The sequence below is a fragment of the Amycolatopsis roodepoortensis genome (assembly GCF_024628825.1).
In the GTDB taxonomy this organism is placed as follows: Bacteria; Actinomycetota; Actinomycetes; order Mycobacteriales; family Pseudonocardiaceae; genus Amycolatopsis; species Amycolatopsis roodepoortensis.
The window spans coordinates 2120774-2137120 of record NZ_CP102415.1 but is presented as its reverse complement, the minus strand read 5'-3'; the positions used below and the strand labels follow the sequence as shown (position 1 = coordinate 2137120).

Below are 16347 nucleotides of genomic sequence, written 5' to 3'. Positions count from 1 at the left end.
AACCATGGTCAAGCGGACGACGTTCGACGAAGCTTCGTGCCCGGTGGCGCGCTCGGTCGACACGATCGGCGACTGGTGGTCACTCCTGATCGTGCGCGACGCCTTCGACGGCGTCCGCCGCTTCGGGGAGTTCCAGCGCAGCCTCGGTGTCGCGAAGAACATCCTGTCCGCGCGGCTGCGGGCGCTCGTCGGACACGGGGTGCTCGACATGGTCCCCGCTTCGGACGGGAGCACGTACAGCGAGTACGTCCTGACGCCGAAGGGGCGCGACCTGTTCCCGGTGATCGTCGCGCTGCGGCAATGGGGCGAGGCGCATTTCTTCGCCGAGGGCGAGCCGCGTTCGGAACTGGTGGACCGCGACGGCGGGCTTCCGTTGCGGGAGCTGGAGATCCGCGCTTCGGACGGGCGTGTCGTCGGGCCGGAGGACACCGTGGTCGTGAAGGCGCCGTCCTAGCCACTCACGAGTTCATGAGCGCCGCGGGAAAGCGGTGTTGCGAAAGCCACTTTCGCAACGTTGAAGGTTGCGAAAGTGGCTTTCGCGTCGTCAGCGGCCTGCCCAGGTGGTTCGGGGTATGTCGCGAAAGCCACTTTCGAGACGTGTGATGTCCCGAAAGTGGCTTTCGCGACACGAACGCCGCCGGTCCACGAGCGGACCGCCCCTCCAGCAGGCGGTTTTGCCCTACCTCTCAAGAGAACATCCTTGCCACTCACGAGGCCATGGATCGAGGGCCTTCGGCAGTCATGGATCGGGGCCCTTCCAGGTGAGTCAGGCCTGGAAGGGCCCCGACCGGAAGCGGGGAGCCCGGAGGGCGGTACCCGGCGGAGCCCGAATCACCGTCGGTCCCGGTACCTCCCGGCGTCCCCAGGGGGTGGCGGTGGGCGCGGAGGCCCAGCGACCCACCGCCACCTGAGGGGACCGCGGCCGCCGCGCGCGGCCCCGGTCCGTTCGCGATCCCGGGTCACCCGGCGGGAACGCGAGCCCAGGGCATCCTTTCCGGCGCGGGAACGGCCTCGGTCGGCGTCTCGGACAGGAAGTCCCGCTCGAACGGGGCCAGGATGTCCTCCCCGATCGGCGTCTCCGCCGGCGAAGGAGCGGCGGGGGAGGGGAACACCGGCTCGGGCACCGGCAGCCGCCGGTCGAGTTCGGCGGTCCAGTGGATCATCGCCTTCGGCCGGTCCCAGCCCGCCGCGCCGATCAGCCTGCCGTCGCGGACGAAACCGGTGACCCCGTCGGAGAGTTCGATCGTGTCCCTGCCCAGCGACGGCATCCCCACGGTCTGCAACCGCGCGTCGTACAGCGACGACCAGGCGCGGGGGAGCGGCGTGTACGGCCGCGCGTTGCCGCGGCCCAGCATCAGGCTTTCCGCCGCCGCGCGCCCGGATTCGACGCCGTTCATCCAGTGCTCGACCCGCCGCGGCGTCTCGTCGATCCGCAGGTTCGGCCACTTCGCGACGTCGCCGGCGACCACGACGTCTTCCGCCCCGACGGCGAACAGGGTCGCTTCGCACAGCACGCCGTCGTCGATGGTCAGCTCCGACCCGCGCAGCCAGTCCACGGCCGGCACGCTGCCGATCGAGAGCACCACGCAGCTGGCCACCAGGAACTGGTTGTTGGTCAGATGCAGTCCCACCGTCTCCTTGGTGCTGATCCAGTTCCGCACCTCGGTGTTCATCGCCAGCTTGGCGCGATGGTGCTGATGTTCCTTGGTGAGCGCCGAAGCGATCCGCTCCCCGAAGCGGTGCAAGGGCGCCTTCGCGTGCCCGATGAGCGTGACGTCGCGGCCCATGTACCGCATCGACGCGGCGAACTCGTTCCCGATCAGGCCGCTGCCGATCACCACGACGGATTTGTTGCTGTTCCCCAAAGCCCGCCGGACGGCCAGTGAATCCTCGACGGTGCGCAGCACCCGGACCCGGGGGTCGTGGCGCGGCGATCCGGGAAGATGGCGGGGATAGACGCCGGTCGCGATGATCAACCCGTCGTACCAAAGGGATTCCCCACCCGGCAGGTGGACGGTGCGCTCCTTGCTGTCGAGCCAGGTCGCACGGGTGCCGAGCCGCCAGTGGACGTCCAGGTCGACGTACGGCTCCAGGCTCGTGGCCACCGGTTTCACCCCGCCGGTGATGAGCTCCTTCGACACCATCGGCCGGTGGTACGGCTTCCGCGGCTCGTCGCCGACGAGCACGATCTCGCCGTCGAAACCCAGTTCCCGCAACCGTTCCGCCGAGCGGAGGCCGGCGACGCCCGCGCCGACGATGACGATCCGATCTCCGTCACTCATCGTCGTACGCTCCTTCTCCCTTGACTCTGATGGCTTGTTTCGGGCAGAGCCGGGCGGCGGAGATGGCCTGGTCCAGGCCGTCCCGGTCGACCATCCGGCGGATGCGGAGCTTGCCGTCCGGGCCGATCTTGAACGTCGACGGCGCCTCCATCTCGCAGAAGCCGAAGATCTCGCACCGCTCGTTGTCGACGCTGACGCGGGTGCCGCGCCGGATGCTTCCGAAGATCATTTCTCGTTCTCCAAGTCGTCAGACCAGTTCCTCGACCAGGCCCAGCCGTTCCAGGTAGCGGGTCGGCGTGAACCGCAGCGCGGTCAGCACCACCGCGGGGACCAGCAGCGTGATCCCGCCGAACCACAGCAGGCCGAGATGCCCGTTGGCCATGGCGCCGAAGAACGCGTGCAGCGCGGTGATCGCGACCGCCGGATAGGCGAGCCGGTGGATCCACAGAAAGCGCCGGTAGGAACTGAAGCGGCTGATCCCGCCGGTCAGCGCGACGGCGAGCATGACTTCGAGCCCGATGACACCGAGTTCGTGCCGCGCCAGGGTGCCCGGCAGGAGCGGGATCGTGACCTGCGCGAGGGTGAAACCGTCGGGCAGGAACAGGAACGACATCGCGTGCACGACGCCGAACGACAACGTCAGGATGCCGAGCACCATATGCGAGTTGCGCAGGGCCTTCCGCCCGGTCAGCGACTTGATCCAGCCGGTCGCGGTGAGCACGCCCCAGCACAGGGTGAGGCACATGAAGCCGTACGAGATCCGGGCGGAGGTCTGCGCCATGCCCTTGATACCGGTGTCGGTGTCCGATTTCTGGGTCAGCACGATCACCACCTCGGACCACTGGTCATACATTGATCTCTCCTGGGGCACTGGGAACCGGGGCCGGTTCGGCGGCGGCCGCGCGGTCGCGGGTCCGGGTGTTCTTGCCGCGCACTGTCCGGAGGGCGTAGAACAGTCCGCCGCCGAGCACCACCGTGAGCAGCAGGCCGAGGGCGAAGTCGCCGAAGCCGACGTCCATCGCGGCGTTGGCCGAGTTCGACTGCGGCACCGGGGCCTCGGGCATCAGCGACTGGTCGACGACACCGGTGCTCTCCAGCAGGGTCATATGCCGCAGCACCGCCTGGTTGGCCGTCGTGGCGTAGTCGCGGACGACGTCGTTGCGGGTACCGGCCCTGACCTGCGCGATGACGGGGAACAGGATCCCGTGCGCGTACCGGAGCCGGTTCGCGAAGATCCGGTCGAACTCGCTGTCGTCGCGGGCGGCCTTCATCTCGCCGAGCCACGCGGACTGCTGATCCGAGGGCTCGGACGGCAGCGCGACGCCGAACCGGTCGGCGATGGCGTGCGTCGCGGTGTCGAGCCTGCCGTGGTCGATCATCAGCGTCCGGCCGACTTCACGGGTCCGCTTGCTCTTCCCGCGTTCCTGCGCCCACATCCCGGCGGGCATTTCCCACAGCCCGGCCAGTTTGACGTTGACGATCAGGTTCTTGTCCGCGGCGGAGAGTTCTTGGGCGTGCGCTTCGCCGACCGGGCCGAACAGGCTCACCGTGGCCGCCGTCAGCAGGACGAGAAGCGGGCGGACGGGTCTGGGGAGATCAGATGCCGAGGTCATCGGCCTGCCAGGTGTCCGCGGTGAGCAGCACTTTCGTGCCGTCCGGCTTGGCGGGGAACCATGCGTCGTCGATGCCTTGCCCGCCGGTGTTGCCGGGCATCGCGTCGTTCACGTTGCGGTACAGCGGCCAGCCCGCGAGCGTGATCTGCTCGGTGCCGTCGTCCCTGGTCACGGCGCCGACCAGGGCGCGGTCGATCCCGGTGACCACGAGGTCGCCGCCGGACTTGGCGGGAATCCAGGTCCGCGCGCAGGTTTCCGTGCAATTCGACTTCGGCGGATTCACCGTGTCTTTGTCGTAGCGGTACAGCGTGAAACCGTTGGTGTCGGTGACGATCGGCCCGAGGTCGAACAGGATCGCCGCCGTGACACCGGGGGCGGGTTCGGCAGCGGGATCGGGCATCCCGGGGATCTGCGCCGCTCCGGCGGCGGGAGCCGCGCCCGGAGAACCGTTCGGTCCCGCGGTACCGGTGGTGCAGGCGGCGGTCAGCGCGACCGCGGCCAAGGTGAGGGAAAGAGGTATGACCGAGCGTGACACGGGGTTCACGGAAATCCTCCTGTCGGGGCCAGAGGAGAACGCCATCACCGCGGGGAGATGGTGTGCAGGCAGGTTCAGGTCCACTATGGACAGTCATGATCCACAGTGGATTCGGCGGTGCGGGGGACAGCGCCGGGTCGGGGTCTTCGGTAGGGGATACGGTCACGGGCGGGAAACGGTTCAAAAAACTTTCGCTCTGGACTTATCGCCCCCGAGCCCACAAAGATGTGCCGCGTGGGACGCCACTCTCGGATACTGCAGCCAATCGTCGATCATGAACCCGCGTCGAACGGGCATGACGACCTCATCAGGGCGTTGTACCAGGAGTTCGGGTCCAGCCTGATGGCGTTCGTGCTGAAGCTGACCGGCCACGATCGCCAGTGGGCCGAGGACGTGGTCCAGGAGACGCTCATCAAGGCGTGGCGCAACGCCGGCAAACTCGACCGGCAGCCGGAAATGCTGCGCGCCTGGCTGTTCACCGTGGCCAGGCGCATCGTCATCGACGGCTGGCGGAGCCGGAGCGCCCGCCCTCAAGAGGTGGAGGAACTGGAGTCGGATTCGATCGGAGTGCCGGACGAATCGGAGAAGACGCTCGCGGCCATGATCGTTTACGAGGCCCTGCGCAATCTTTCCCCGGAACAACGCGAGGCCGTTCAGCAGACCTATCTTCGTGACCGCACCGTGAACGAGGTCGCGGCCACGCTCGGAGTCCCGCCGGGTACGGTGAAATCGCGGATCCACCACGCTGTGCGCGCGTTGCGCAGGGCGCTGCAGGAGCGGGGGTGAGCGAGGTGTCCGGAACCGTCCACACGGACATCGCCGCCTACGTGCTCGGCGTCCTCGGCGAGGAGGACCACGCCAGGTTCGAAGCGCATCTGCTGGAGTGCCCCGATTGTCAGGTCGAGCTGGTGGAGATGTACCACCTGCCCGACATCCTCGACATGGTCAAGAAGAGCTGGCCGGATCCGCCCGTCAAGGGCCCGGGTCCGCGGGTGCTGCGGATGCTGCTCGCGGACGCGGCGAAGGCGGGTCGTCGCCGCAAGGTCGTCCGGCTCGCCACGGCCGCCGCCGTGCTCGTGCTCGTCGTCGGCGGGCCGCTCGCCGTCCTTTCGCTCACCGACCGTGAACCGGTCGTGACGCAGGCCGCGCCCACCGTCGTCACGTCGGTGGTGCCGCCTCCGTCGTCGTCGCGGGAACGCGAGACGGGGCCGGACGGCGGCGCCGCCCCGTTCGGCTGGTCCGAGGCGGGCAACGCGGTCGCCGCCGAGGTCACGGTGCAGGAGAAGGAATGGGGCAGCGCCGTCGAGCTCGAACTGCGCGGTCTCGTCGGCCCGATGACCTGCCAGCTTTTCGCCTACTCCCACGGCGGAGAGGCCTACGTCGTCAACAACTGGAGCGTGCCGGCCAAGGGCTACGGCGTGCCCGGTTCCCCCGCGCCCCTCGTCATCACCGGTTCGACGGCGCTGCGGAAGGCCGACATCGAACGCTTCGAGGTCCACAAGCGGGACGGCATCGTGCTGGCCATCGTGCGCCGGTAGTCATATAACGGAAAGATAACGGCCGGATCGCGTTTTGAACCGGTCCCCGGCCGGAGCCGTATTCCCCAGTAGCCGGATCTGGACCGGCGGGCGAACAGAAGGGTTCGCCGCGAATTCGGTGAATTCCCGTATTCGACTAATGCGTGGCTCATGCCCGGGTGCGAGTTTTCGGCGTGCCCGGAAACGAATGAGGTGAGCAGCTAATGGCACGAAATCAAGGGCGCCATCGGATCGCCCGCAGGACCAAGATCGCGACCGCGTTGCTGGGCCTGTCGATCGCGGTCGGAGCCCTGGTGGTGTCCACCACGACCGGCGACCCCGAACGCGCCGCCGCGGACGAGGTGGACAAGTCGCAGTTCGTGGACATCACCAAGGTCCGGCCGAACGTCGAGAAGCCGGAGCCGGGCCGGAACGCCTCCACCGGTTCGTTCACCGTCGACTGTGGCCGGAACGAGAACGGGCATTTCAATCCCGACAACTTCATCGCGCAGCCGGGTGTGCGCAACGGCGCCCAGCATCTGCACGATTACGTCGGAAACCTTTCCACGAACGCGGATTCGGACAACGACAGCCTGCTCGGCGCCGGCACCACCTGCCGCAACGGCGACGAGTCGACGTACTTCTGGCCGGTGGTGCGGATCGACACCGCCGAGGAAGCCGCGGAGCGGCAAGGCGGGCAGAACCAGGAGCAGCGGCAGGGCGGCCGGGACCAGAACCGCGACGGTGACCGGAACCAGCAGCGGAACCAGGACGACCAGAACCAGCGGAACGACGAGCAGGATCAGGCTCAGCTGGAGGAGCCGAACGCGGACAACGAACTCGCCGGCAACGACGGGGAGATCCAGCGCCCCGCGGTCGTCGACATCACCTTCAAGGGCAACGCCCGGGAGAAGGTGAAGGAGATGCCGAAGTTCCTCCGTATCCTTTACGGTGACGCGAAAGTCAGCGCCAACGGGCCCGCCAACGCGCGGGAGAGCTGGACCTGCACCGGTTTCGAGAACAGGCTCATCAAGCAGTACCCGATCTGCCCCGAAGGCAGCGACGTCAAGCGGGTGCACACGTTCCCGAGCTGTCTCGACGGCGACAACATCGACAGCGAAAACCACCGCGACCACATCAAGTACCCGGACGAGAACGGTGAATGCGCGAACGGCCTGACCGCCGTCCCGGAGCTCACCATCTCGCTGACCTACGAGATCCCCCGGCAGATCCAGGTCAACGGTCAGTACAAAGTGGACTCGTTCCCCGACGAGGACCACAACCCCTTCTCCGACCACGACGATTTCGCGAACGTGATGCCGGACCGGATCATGGACCGGCTCGTCGACTGCGTCAACGAAGGCCGTCAGTGCCGCGAATGACGCCCTGAAGCGGAAGCAGGAACCTGCGAAGAGAAAGGAAGATACTCCGGCCCGGCGGGTCCCCCCTACACCTCACCCACCCGCCGGGCCGGCCCTACCCGGAAACCGATCGACACAACTGAAGAACGCTCCGCAAGCATTCACCCCGTCCTGTCGGCGGTCTCCCCGGGAGGCTCGCCGGCAGGACGCTTTTCGGTAGGTTGGCGGCATGGGTGAGCAGAAGGACCGCATGCTGCGCGGCGAACTGTACCGGGACAACGACCCCGAACTGGTCGCGGACCGCAGGCGCGCGCAGGCACTCGTCGACCGGTTCAACGGCACGGGCGCCGAGGAGACCGGTGAGCGGGACACGATCCTGCGCGAACTGCTGGGAAAGCTCGGCGAGGGCTCGTGGATCATGCCGCGGTTCCAGTGCGACTACGGCTATCTGATCGAGATCGGCGCCAACAGTTTCCTCAACTACGACGCCATCCTGCTCGACTGCGCGCCGATCAGGATCGGCTCGGACTGCTCGATCGGCCCGCGCTGCCAGCTGCTGACCGCGCTGCATCCCATGGAGGACCACGAACTGCGGCGGCAGCGCTGGGAATCCGCCGCGCCGATCACCATCGGGGACAACGTCTGGTTCGGCGGCGGCGTCATCGTGTGCGCGGGAGTGACCATCGGGGACGACGTGGTGGTGGGCGCGGGCAGCGTCGTCACGCGTGACCTGCCGTCGAAGGTGTTCGCCGCGGGCAACCCGGCCCGCGTCATCCGCGAGCTCTAGCGGTCCACCGGTGTGATCTTGGTGCGCCTGCTGTGCTCGAACACCATGGAGGTGCGCACGTCGGCCACCTCGGGGCGTTCGGTCAGCTTGTCGATCACGAAGGCGTAGAGGCTGTCGTTGTCGGGCACCGCCACATGCAGGATGAAATCCTCGGTCCCGGTGGTCACGTAGAGCCCGACGAGGTCGGGCAGCGCGTTGACCCAGTTCCGGAAGCCTTCGATGTTGCGCCGCGAGGGCGGCCGCACCCGCACCGCGATGAGCGCCTGCACCCCGCGGCCGATCGACGGCAGGTCCACGTCCAGCAGCGCGCCGCGGATCACGCCGCGTTCCCGCAGGCCGCGGGTGCGGTCCAGCGCGGTGGTCGGCGAAACGCCCACCGCGGCGGCCACCTCGCGGTTGGTCTTCCGTGCGTCCGACTGCAATTGCGCCAGGATCGCCTTATCAAGTTCGTCCAGTCGCGCCATCTCGACCCTCTCGCCGTATTAAGTACGAACGCGGTGGACTCTACTCGTATGTCCTCCTAGCTTGGCCTTGTTCATCCGTTGAAGTGAGCAGGAGACCAGCTGAATGTCCGAGCACGGTACGGCCATCGGATTCGCCCCCGAGGAGATCGACTTCACCGCGTCCACGCGGTCGGCCCGGTTGAAGTGGGTGATCGTGGTCAACAGCGAACTGCCGCCGGGACGCGCGGTCAACGCGGCGGTCTGCACCGCCGTCGCCACCGCGCAGGGGGTCACCGGGCTCTTGGGAGATGAAGCGGTCGACGCCGGCGGCGAGCACTACACGGGTTTGCCCTGGGCCGGCTGCTCGATCCTGTCGGCCGACGCCGGGAGGCTCCGGGACATCCGTGCCAAGGCGGCCGCGTCGCCGGGCTGTCACGTCGCCGACATGCCCGCCGTCGCCCAGCAGATCCGCGTCTACACCGACTTCCTCGCGACGATGAAGGAGATCCCGACCGAAGAGATGGACTTCTGCGCGATCGGCATCGTCGGCCCGCGCAACCGGATCGACAAACTGGTCGGGAAACTGCCCCTGATGCCTTGACCGTAGGCCTTCGGTCCAGGTGGTCGTGAGTGGCGATTCGGGTTCTAACCCGAATCGCCACTCACGACCAACCTGACCCAGCGGCCACGGTCAGGCTTCGAGGAGGTCCCGCAGCGCTTCGGTGAACTGGGCGGGGTTCCGCTGCGGCGCCAGATGCGCGCCGGGCACCTCCGTGAACGGCAACCCCAGTTCGAGCGCGAGGATCTTCGCGGGCTGGTAGTGGTAGTGCCCCCGGCTGCCGACGCCCGCGACGGGGACGATCTCGGTCCTGCTCCGCCGCAGTGCCCGCAGATCGGGAAGGTAGTCGAGGATTTCGGCCAGTTCGCGGCCGAACAGCCGTTTCCAGTCCTCTTCGTTCGGCAGCCGGATCGCGCGCAGTTCGGGCAGCGCGGCGCCGGCGATCCCGTCGGTGAAGCGTTTGAACGCCCCCATCAGGTCGCCCGCCTGGGCGAGCCGGACCTGCGCGTTGGCCTCGTCGAGCCAGCCGAGCGCGTCGGGCAGCAGCTGGATGGCGGGCGGTTCGTGCGCGACCAGCACGGTCGCCGCGTCCGGGTAGCGGGCCACGAGGTCGAGACCGATCAGGGCGCCCGCGCTGGTGCCGAACACGCTCGCGGGGCCGCCCCCGACGTGCTGGAGCACCGCGTGGGCGTCGTCGGCCTGCTTCGGCACGCTGACCGGGCCGGTGCTGGTGTCCGTGCTGCGGAAGTGACCGCGCCGGTCGTAGGTAACGACGGTGTAGTCGTCCGCGAGCAGCTTCGTCATCGCCCGGAAGGTGTCCGCCGAGCCCAGCCCGCCCGCGATCAGGAGCAGAAGCGGCCCTTCGCCGGTACTGCGGACGTACAGCTCACCGTCCTCGACCGGACAACGACTCTCCGAGATCATGGCCGAAGTCAAGCACAGCGTGCCCGGACCCTCACTCCGAGGCCAGCCGCCGCAGGATGCCGGTGGCGTCGGCGACGATCGTCTCGATCAGGTCGCCGACCGCGGGCAGGTCGCCGAGCAGGCCGACGACCTGCCCGGACGCCAGCACCCCGGCGCTCCGGTCGCCTTCGACGAGCCCGGCGCGCAACAGCATCGGCGTGTTGGCGGCCATCAGGACCTGCGACCACGTCCGGTCACCACCGCGTTTCATCCGCAGTCCTTCGGTGGCCAGCGAACGCCACGACAGCCCGGTGAGTTTGCGGAACTTCGCGGCGTTGCGGGCGGCACGGGCGAACCCGCTCACCGGACCGGCGGATTCGAGCGCGTCGACCAATTCCGTCCGGAGGACGCGATGCGGCATCCCGTCCACCTTCCGGGTGACGACGGTGCCGTTGAGGTCACGGGCGAGATAGGCCTGCTTGATCTCGTCGGGGACGGTGCTTTCCCTCGTCAGGAGGAACCGGGTGCCCATGGCGACGCCGGCCGCCCCGTAGGCGAGCGCGGCCGCCAGGCCCCGGCCGTCGAAGAAGCCGCCCGCGGCGACCACCGGGATGTCGACCGCGTCCAGCACCGAAGGCAGCAGCAGGGTCGTCGCGACCCCGCCGGTGTGCCCGCCGCCCTCGCCGCCCTGCACGATGACGGCGTCGGCACCCCAGCCCGCGACCTTCTCCGCGTGCCTGGCCGCGCCGACCGAAGGCACGACGAGGACGCCGTTGTCCTTGAGCCGCGCGATCATGTCCTTCTTCGGTGCGAGCGCGAAGGACGCGACGCGGACTTCTTCGGTGATGAGCAGCTCGACCCGGCGCGCGGCGTCGTCGGCGTCCGCGCGGAGGTTGACCCCGAACGGCCGGGACGTGCGGCTCTTGACCTCCTTGATCGCCGCCGCCAGCTCGTCGTACGACATCGTGGCGGACGCAAGGATGCCGAGACCGCCCGCCTCGGCCGTCGCGGACACCAGCCGCGGGCCGGCGACCCAGCCCATCCCGGTCTGCACGATCGGATGCCGGATCCCGGCCAGTTCGGTCAGCGCGGTCTTCACGACGGGACTTCCTTGTCACGCAAGGACTTCGGATCGAGGCTGGTGCGGATCAGGAGCAGTTCGGTCTCGGTCGGCAGCCGGGATTCGGTGACCCCGTCGGTGATCAGCGGGAACGACGTCGCCTCGACGACCTCGTCCACGGAAACCCCAGGATGCACGGAAAGCAGCCTCGGCGCGTGGTCTTCGCCGCCGAAGTCCAGGACGCCGAGGTTGGTGACGACGCGATGGACGTCGTGATACCGCAGCCCAGCCTCGCGTGCCCTGGCGTAGCCGACGCCGGACACGACGTCGACCCGATCGACGAAGACCCGCTTGCCGTGCCTGGGAACCCAGTAGCTCGTGCGGTGGTTGGCCGTGTTGCCCGGCCCGCCCCGCACGCCGAGAAGTTGTTTCCTCGGCCGGGAATGTTCGCCGATCGCCGAGATGTTCTGGTTGCCCTCGCCGTCGATCTGGTTGGCGCCCATCACCACATGCCGTTTTCCGCGTGGCACCACGGTGTCGAGCACCTTGCGGAACGGTTGCCAGCCTTCGACGACGGCGTCCGGGGTCATCAGGTACGCCTCGCCGTCGGACAGCAGGATGTCCGGCTCGAACGTCAGCCTGGCGAGCCTGGCGCCCAGCGAGGGGATGAAACCCATGGGGCTCACCACGATCTCGCCGTCACCGCGGAACAATTCGGCGCAGGCCACGACGGCCACTTCGGCACGGCTGATGTCACTCACGCGGACTCCCCGAATTCGGCGACGGCCTTCTGGTACTGCGCCTCGTCGCCGGACAGGAACCTGTCGACGAATTTCGGCCACGCGTCGAGATCCTTGGCCGATTCGGCGTAGTGGCGCTGGAAACGCTCATCGCGGCCGTAGTCCGGGACGGCGGTGGTGAAATGCGCGCCGTTCGGCGTTTCGGTCACCCCGGTGACGAGCATCCGGTTCAGCAACAGGCTCTGCACTGGCCCCGCTTCGGTGAGCTCGGCCGTCTCGACGATCTTTTCCGTTGACACGTAACACTTGTCGGCGGCGAGGGCGAACAGTTCGTCGAAGTACGGGTCCGGCCCGAGATACTGCGCGTTGCCCCGGGCGTCGGCGCGGTTGAGGTGGACGAAGGCCGCGTCGAGCTTCAGCGCGGGCACGGCCAGCAGCTCTTCGGCGTCGTCGTACGGCGAGCGGACGGTGCGCAGCGACGGGTTCAGGTCCATCACGCCGGAGCCGAGGCCCGCCCGCGTCGGCAGGAAGGGAAGCCGTTGCGCGGCAGCGGAAAGCCCGGTGCCGAACACGCCTTCGTCGTACTCCGTGACGGTGATCGACCCGGCTTCCCGCACCCGGGAGAACCACGGGTCGTAGGGGATCGAGTCCAGGGTGACGAAACCGAAGACGAGATGCTTGATCTTGCCCGCCGACGCCAGCAGCCCGACGTCCGGGCCGCCGTAGGAGACCACGGTGAGATCCTTGACCGGAGAACGCAGGATCGCGCGCACCAGCGCCATGGGCTTGCGCCGCGAGCCCCAGCCGCCGATCCCGATCGTCATGCCGTCCTTCAGTTCGGCGGCGATCTCGTCCGGTGTCATCCGCTTGTCGGCCATCACTTCCCCTTACCGTCCAAGAACTCCTGGCGCGCGCCGTCCGAGACGCCCGCCAGGTTGAGTTCGAAGGTGAATCCCTGCTCGAAGCGGTAGCTGCGGTGCACGGGCTGGACGTCGATGCCGTTGATGGCCTGTTTCGCGGCGCGGATCACGCGGGTATCCTTCGCCGCGATCCGCCGCGCGAGGCCGAGCGCTGTCTCATCGAGTTCTTCCCGCGGGACGACGGCGTAGACCGAACCGTGGTGGTGCAGCTGAGCCGCGGTGATCGTCGAAGCCGTGTAGTACAGGGCCCGCATCAGGTGCTGGGGGACCAGCCGCGCGAGATGGGTCGCCGCGCCCAGCGCGCCGCGGTCGACTTCGGGGAGCCCGAACGTCGCGTCCTCGCCGGCGACCACCACGTCCGCGTTGCCGACCAGGCCGACTCCGCCGCCGAGGCAGAATCCCTGCACCGCGGCGATCACCGGGACGGCGCAGTCGTACACGGCGGAGAACGCCGCCGCGCAGCCCTCGTTCGCGCCGATCAGCGCGCCGTACCCCGGGTCGCGCTGGATCTCCTTGATGTCGACCCCGGCGTTGAACCCGCGGCCCTCCGCGCGCAGCACCACCACGTGGGTCGCCGGATCGCGTCCGGCGTCGGTGACGGCGGAGGCGAGGGCGAACCATCCCTTCACGCTCAGCGCGTTCACCGGGGGCGCGTCGACCGTGACCACGGCGATGCCGGGCTCCGGTGAGTGGGTGGAAACGGTCATCGGGCACCCTTCTCCGCTACCAAACCTAGCACTTGCTTGGTACGTTAGCAGGACGCCCGGCCCGGGTACAGCGACGTGAAGGAGGCCCGGCATGGCACTCGAACTCCGGCTCGACGGCGCCGTGGTGCTGGTGACCGGTGGGGTCCGCGGCGTCGGCGCCGGTATCACCAGGACTTTCCTGCGTGCCGGAGCCGAAGTCGTCACCTGCGCGCGCACCGAACCCGAGCGGCCCGTGTGTGCCGGGGACGGCGCGTCGACGTTCATCTCCTGCGACGTCCGGGACCCGAAAGAGGTCGACGCGCTCGTCGAAGAGGTCGTCCGGCGGCACGGCAGGCTCGACGTCGTGGTCAACAACGCGGGCGGCGCGCCGTACGCCGAGGCGGCGAACGCGTCGCCGCGATTCCACGAGAAGATCGTCGCGCTGAACCTGCTCGCGCCGCTGGCCGTCGCGCGTGCGGCGAACGCCGTCATGCAGGAGCAGGAAAGCGGCGGCGTCATCGTGAACATCAGCAGTGTCAGCGCGACGAGACCGTCGCCGGGCACGGCGTCCTACGGCGCGGCGAAAGCGGGCCTGGACAACCTGACCGCTTCGCTCGCCGTCGAGTGGGCGCCGAAGGTGCGGGTCAACGGGCTCGACGTCGGCATGGTGCGGACGGAGCACTCGCATCTGCACTACGGCGACGAAGCGGGCATCGAGGCGGTGAGCGCGACTGTCCCGTTAGGACGGTTGGCCGATCCGGACGAGATCGGTGCCTGCGCGGTGTTCCTGGCTTCCCCGCTGGCTTCCTACGTCAGCGGCGCCTGCCTGACCGTGCACGGCGGGGGAGAGGTGCCTGCCTTCCTCGCCGCTTCCAATTCCCTGGTGAAAGAACGAAAGGAGCCGGTGTGAGCGGGATCGCCGACGGCCGGATCGTGGTGGTGACCGGAGCCGGTCGTGGCATCGGCCGGGCGCACGCGCTCGCGTTCGCCGCCGAGGGCGCGCGGGTGGTGGTGAACGACCTCGGCGCCGGGATCGACGGAAGCGGAGGATCGGCCGGGCCCGCCCAGGACGTCGTCGACGAGATCGAGGCGCTCGGCGGCAAGGCGGTGGCGAACACCGACGACATCGCCTCGTGGGACGGCGCCGCGGCCCTGGTACGGACGGCCGTCGAAACGTTCGGTGGCTTGGACGTCCTGGTCAACAACGCGGGTTTCCTGCGCGACCGGATGCTGGTCAACCTCGGCGAGGACGAATGGGACGCGGTCGTCCGCGTCCACCTGAAGGGGCATTTCGCGCCGACGCGGCACGCCGCCGAATACTGGCGAGCCGAGGCGAAGGCCGGCCGGACGCGGACCGCGCGGGTGATCAACACCAGTTCGGGCGCGGGTCTGCTCGGCAGCGTCGGGCAGGGGAACTACGCGGCCGCGAAGTCCGGGATCCTGGGGCTCACGCTGGTCGCCGCCACCGAATTCGCGCGGTACGGCGTCACCGTGAACGCGATCGCCCCGGCCGCCCGCACCCGGATGACCGAAGTGGCCTTCGCCGACGACATGGCCGCGCCGGAGGACGGTTTCGACGCCATGGCACCGGAAAACGTGTCGCCGCTGGTGGTGTGGCTCGGCAGCGAGGAGTCGTCCGGGGTGACCGGACGGGTGTTCGAGGTCGACGGCGGACGTGTCTCGATCGCGCAGGGCTGGCGGCACGGCACGGTGCGGGACAAGGGTTCCCGGTGGACGCCCGCCGAACTCGGGCCGGTGGTGGCGGAGTTGCTGGCGGAGGCTCCCGTGCCTGAACCCGTTTACGGAGCCTAGGATTTCGCGACCCTGGTACATGAAGGCCCCCTTCCTGTACCTAGGCGCAAGGAAGGGGGCCTTCATGTATTTCTGGGTCCCGCTGGGTGCCGCGCCAGGGCGGGAGGTGGTGTTGCGAAAGTGGCTTTCGCAACACCACCCACGCAGCCGCTGTGACCGCAGGTATCCGTGTGGCGGACGTGGCCGATCGTCGAGTGTCGGCTGGGTAGCTAAGGCCCCATCACTTACGAGGCGTCCCGCGTCAGATCCCGGACCTCGGGAAGCCGCTGGAACCCGCTCGATTCGTAGGTCGCGACCGCGGCGACATTGGAACTCGGCGTGTTCACGCCCGCGCTCGACGAGCCGAGCTCCCGGAGCGCGGCCGCCGCGGCGAGGGTGATCGCCCGGCCATGGCCGTGCCCGCGATGGTCCCGGTGCACACCCATCGGTTCCAGCACACCGGGTTTGCCCTGCCCGGCCGACCACACGGCGACAGCCGCGACGGCGTCGCCCTGGTCGTCGTACCCGACCAGGTACCGGGAGTCGGCGTACGGCGCACCGGTCGCCATCGTGCGCCATTTCTCGGGGGTGAACGTCGAGCCGTCGAAGGCTCCCCGCATCACGTCGGCCCACACGTGGCAGTCGTCCGGGCCGATCGTCTCGATCCGCAGACCCGGGTCCTTCACCGGTTCGGTGAGGTCGCGGCGCAGTGGGGTCCACGGTTCGCCGGCGTGCCAGCCGTGGCCGGGCAGCAGATCGTGGAGCAGGGCGTCCTTCGGCGCTTCGACGGACACCTCTCCCGGTGGCAGCACACCGCGTTCCGGCTCGATGATGTCTTCGGTCAGCCGTCGCGCCAGGTCTTCGTCCCGGCGGACGCCGGGCGCGGTCGTGAGCCGCAGGAGATCGGCTCCGTCCAGGAGCCCGACGGCGAGAATCCGCCCGTCCCGGCGCCAGATCCGGACCGCCGCGGCCGTCGCCTCCGCCCCCGAACGCCAGAACCAGCCGAGGTCACCGGGATGCAGTTGCCAGGCCACGCCTTCGGATTGCCACTCCCGCAGCGCGTCGACGGCCTCGTTCAGCCCCTCGGGCCCCGGTTTCTCCAAGCTGATCGCCATGCCGTGATCACACACCACGCCGCGAGGTGCCGCAT

The 16347-nt window shown here is 68.8% G+C and carries 20 protein-coding genes; 8 read left to right on the top strand and 12 right to left on the bottom strand.

Translation table 11 applies throughout. The annotated features are described in order from the left end of the window. The first annotated feature begins 4 nt into the window (after nucleotides 1–4). Nucleotides 5–454, top strand: a complete 450-nt coding sequence (locus tag NQK81_RS09825; protein WP_257487946.1) for a winged helix-turn-helix transcriptional regulator — start codon at nucleotides 5–7, stop codon at nucleotides 452–454. A gap of 505 nt (nucleotides 455–959) precedes the next feature. Here the strand turns inward: NQK81_RS09825 and NQK81_RS09820 are convergent. Genes NQK81_RS09820 through NQK81_RS09800 form a run of 5 tightly spaced genes read right to left on the bottom strand, consistent with a single transcriptional unit; the run spans nucleotide 960 to nucleotide 4439 of the window. Further along, nucleotides 960–2282, bottom strand: coding sequence for an NAD(P)/FAD-dependent oxidoreductase (locus tag NQK81_RS09820; protein ID WP_257487945.1), 1323 nt, complete (start codon nucleotides 2280–2282; stop codon nucleotides 960–962). Next, a complete protein-coding gene (locus tag NQK81_RS09815; protein WP_007033644.1) occupies nucleotides 2275–2511 on the bottom strand; it encodes a ferredoxin in 237 nt (78 codons plus the stop codon). Before NQK81_RS09815 ends, NQK81_RS09820 begins: the two co-directional genes overlap by 8 nt. 18 nt (nucleotides 2512–2529) lie before the next feature. Next, a complete protein-coding gene (locus NQK81_RS09810) occupies nucleotides 2530–3135 on the bottom strand; it encodes a ferric reductase-like transmembrane domain-containing protein (protein WP_257487944.1) in 606 nt (201 codons plus the stop codon). Continuing rightward, entirely contained in the window at nucleotides 3128–3895 is a 768-nt protein-coding gene (locus tag NQK81_RS09805; RefSeq protein ID WP_257487943.1) for a DUF4142 domain-containing protein, read from the bottom strand. Before NQK81_RS09805 ends, NQK81_RS09810 begins: the two co-directional genes overlap by 8 nt. After that, nucleotides 3879–4439, bottom strand: a complete 561-nt coding sequence (locus tag NQK81_RS09800; protein ID WP_257487942.1) for a hypothetical protein — start codon at nucleotides 4437–4439, stop codon at nucleotides 3879–3881. Before NQK81_RS09800 ends, NQK81_RS09805 begins: the two co-directional genes overlap by 17 nt. Nucleotides 4440–4664: 225 nt before the next feature. On the opposite strand from NQK81_RS09800, the gene NQK81_RS09795 reads away from it, so the two are divergent. The 4 genes from NQK81_RS09795 (at nucleotide 4665) to NQK81_RS09780 (ending at nucleotide 8095) form a co-directional block, all read left to right on the top strand. Beyond that, nucleotides 4665–5216: a sigma-70 family RNA polymerase sigma factor gene (locus tag NQK81_RS09795; protein ID WP_034317190.1), complete on the top strand. Its 552-nt coding sequence runs from the start codon at nucleotides 4665–4667 to the stop codon at nucleotides 5214–5216. Next, the gene (locus NQK81_RS09790) at nucleotides 5213–5968 is read left to right on the top strand and encodes an anti-sigma factor family protein (protein ID WP_257487941.1); all 756 of its coding nucleotides are present in this window, start codon (nucleotides 5213–5215) and stop codon (nucleotides 5966–5968) included. Before NQK81_RS09795 ends, NQK81_RS09790 begins: the two co-directional genes overlap by 4 nt. A gap of 203 nt (nucleotides 5969–6171) precedes the next feature. Further along, entirely contained in the window at nucleotides 6172–7329 is a 1158-nt protein-coding gene (locus NQK81_RS09785; protein WP_257487940.1) for a DUF1996 domain-containing protein, read from the top strand. Nucleotides 7330–7537: 208 nt separating this feature from the next. Further along, complete coding sequence (locus NQK81_RS09780) at nucleotides 7538–8095, top strand: sugar O-acetyltransferase (protein WP_192745445.1); 558 nt, start codon at nucleotides 7538–7540, stop codon at nucleotides 8093–8095. On the opposite strand, the gene NQK81_RS09775 is transcribed toward NQK81_RS09780, so the two are convergent. Further along, complete coding sequence (locus tag NQK81_RS09775) at nucleotides 8092–8559, bottom strand: Lrp/AsnC family transcriptional regulator (protein ID WP_034317178.1); 468 nt, start codon at nucleotides 8557–8559, stop codon at nucleotides 8092–8094. The genes NQK81_RS09780 and NQK81_RS09775 overlap by 4 nt on opposite strands. A gap of 103 nt (nucleotides 8560–8662) precedes the next feature. Here NQK81_RS09775 and NQK81_RS09770 point away from each other — a divergent pair, with 103 nt between their 5' ends. Beyond that, complete coding sequence (locus NQK81_RS09770; RefSeq protein WP_257487939.1) at nucleotides 8663–9139, top strand: DUF2000 domain-containing protein; 477 nt, start codon at nucleotides 8663–8665, stop codon at nucleotides 9137–9139. A gap of 90 nt (nucleotides 9140–9229) precedes the next feature. Here the strand turns inward: NQK81_RS09770 and NQK81_RS09765 are convergent, their stop codons facing one another. The 5 genes from NQK81_RS09765 to NQK81_RS09745 are packed head-to-tail and all read right to left on the bottom strand — an operon-like array spanning nucleotide 9230 to nucleotide 13427. Beyond that, nucleotides 9230–10021 (bottom strand): alpha/beta fold hydrolase, encoded by a 792-nt coding sequence (locus tag NQK81_RS09765; RefSeq protein ID WP_257487938.1) that lies wholly within the window; start codon nucleotides 10019–10021, stop codon nucleotides 9230–9232. 31 nt (nucleotides 10022–10052) lie between these two features. Beyond that, nucleotides 10053–11099 carry an NAD(P)H-dependent flavin oxidoreductase gene (locus NQK81_RS09760; protein ID WP_257487937.1) on the bottom strand — a complete coding sequence of 349 codons (1047 nt, stop codon included), beginning with the start codon at nucleotides 11097–11099 and terminating at the stop codon, nucleotides 10053–10055. Continuing rightward, nucleotides 11096–11821 carry a CoA-transferase gene (locus NQK81_RS09755; protein WP_257487936.1) on the bottom strand — a complete coding sequence of 242 codons (726 nt, stop codon included), beginning with the start codon at nucleotides 11819–11821 and terminating at the stop codon, nucleotides 11096–11098. The genes NQK81_RS09760 and NQK81_RS09755 overlap by 4 nt, the downstream gene beginning before the upstream one ends. Next, a complete protein-coding gene (locus tag NQK81_RS09750; protein WP_257487935.1) occupies nucleotides 11818–12678 on the bottom strand; it encodes a CoA transferase subunit A in 861 nt (286 codons plus the stop codon). The genes NQK81_RS09755 and NQK81_RS09750 overlap by 4 nt, the downstream gene beginning before the upstream one ends. Next, nucleotides 12678–13427 carry an enoyl-CoA hydratase family protein gene (locus NQK81_RS09745; protein WP_257487934.1) on the bottom strand — a complete coding sequence of 250 codons (750 nt, stop codon included), beginning with the start codon at nucleotides 13425–13427 and terminating at the stop codon, nucleotides 12678–12680. Before NQK81_RS09745 ends, NQK81_RS09750 begins: the two co-directional genes overlap by 1 nt. A 91-nt stretch (nucleotides 13428–13518) precedes the next feature. Between NQK81_RS09745 and NQK81_RS09740 the strand changes: the two genes are divergently transcribed. Further along, complete coding sequence (locus NQK81_RS09740; RefSeq protein WP_126731429.1) at nucleotides 13519–14316, top strand: SDR family oxidoreductase; 798 nt, start codon at nucleotides 13519–13521, stop codon at nucleotides 14314–14316. Further along, nucleotides 14313–15218: an SDR family oxidoreductase gene (locus NQK81_RS09735; RefSeq protein WP_257487933.1), complete on the top strand. Its 906-nt coding sequence runs from the start codon at nucleotides 14313–14315 to the stop codon at nucleotides 15216–15218. The genes NQK81_RS09740 and NQK81_RS09735 overlap by 4 nt, the downstream gene beginning before the upstream one ends. Before the next feature lie 224 nt (nucleotides 15219–15442). Here NQK81_RS09735 and NQK81_RS09730 read toward each other — a convergent pair whose 3' ends face one another. Further along, on the bottom strand, nucleotides 15443–16312 hold the full coding sequence (locus NQK81_RS09730; RefSeq protein WP_257487932.1) for a GNAT family N-acetyltransferase: 870 nt from the start codon (nucleotides 16310–16312) through the stop codon (nucleotides 15443–15445). Between the last annotated feature and the right edge of the window lie 35 nt (nucleotides 16313–16347).

What these genes read in the sequence shown, in the direction of transcription:
- NQK81_RS09785 (WP_257487940.1), top strand. Translation starts at nt 6,172, where the DNA reads ATGGCACGAAATCAAGGGCGCCATCGGATCGCCCGCAGGACCAAGATC.
- NQK81_RS09745 (WP_257487934.1), bottom strand. Translation starts at nt 13,427, where the DNA reads ATGACCGTTTCCACCCACTCACCGGAGCCCGGCATCGCCGTGGTCACG.
- NQK81_RS09765 (WP_257487938.1), bottom strand. Translation starts at nt 10,021, where the DNA reads ATGATCTCGGAGAGTCGTTGTCCGGTCGAGGACGGTGAGCTGTACGTC.
- NQK81_RS09780 (WP_192745445.1), top strand. Translation starts at nt 7,538, where the DNA reads ATGGGTGAGCAGAAGGACCGCATGCTGCGCGGCGAACTGTACCGGGAC.
- NQK81_RS09775 (WP_034317178.1), bottom strand. Translation starts at nt 8,559, where the DNA reads ATGGCGCGACTGGACGAACTTGATAAGGCGATCCTGGCGCAATTGCAG.
- NQK81_RS09740 (WP_126731429.1), top strand. Translation starts at nt 13,519, where the DNA reads ATGGCACTCGAACTCCGGCTCGACGGCGCCGTGGTGCTGGTGACCGGT.
- NQK81_RS09770 (WP_257487939.1), top strand. Translation starts at nt 8,663, where the DNA reads ATGTCCGAGCACGGTACGGCCATCGGATTCGCCCCCGAGGAGATCGAC.
- NQK81_RS09815 (WP_007033644.1), bottom strand. Translation starts at nt 2,511, where the DNA reads ATGATCTTCGGAAGCATCCGGCGCGGCACCCGCGTCAGCGTCGACAAC.
- NQK81_RS09825 (WP_257487946.1), top strand. Translation starts at nt 5, where the DNA reads ATGGTCAAGCGGACGACGTTCGACGAAGCTTCGTGCCCGGTGGCGCGC.
- NQK81_RS09750 (WP_257487935.1), bottom strand. Translation starts at nt 12,678, where the DNA reads ATGGCCGACAAGCGGATGACACCGGACGAGATCGCCGCCGAACTGAAG.
- NQK81_RS09810 (WP_257487944.1), bottom strand. Translation starts at nt 3,135, where the DNA reads ATGTATGACCAGTGGTCCGAGGTGGTGATCGTGCTGACCCAGAAATCG.
- NQK81_RS09805 (WP_257487943.1), bottom strand. Translation starts at nt 3,895, where the DNA reads ATGACCTCGGCATCTGATCTCCCCAGACCCGTCCGCCCGCTTCTCGTC.
- NQK81_RS09820 (WP_257487945.1), bottom strand. Translation starts at nt 2,282, where the DNA reads ATGAGTGACGGAGATCGGATCGTCATCGTCGGCGCGGGCGTCGCCGGC.
- NQK81_RS09730 (WP_257487932.1), bottom strand. Translation starts at nt 16,312, where the DNA reads ATGGCGATCAGCTTGGAGAAACCGGGGCCCGAGGGGCTGAACGAGGCC.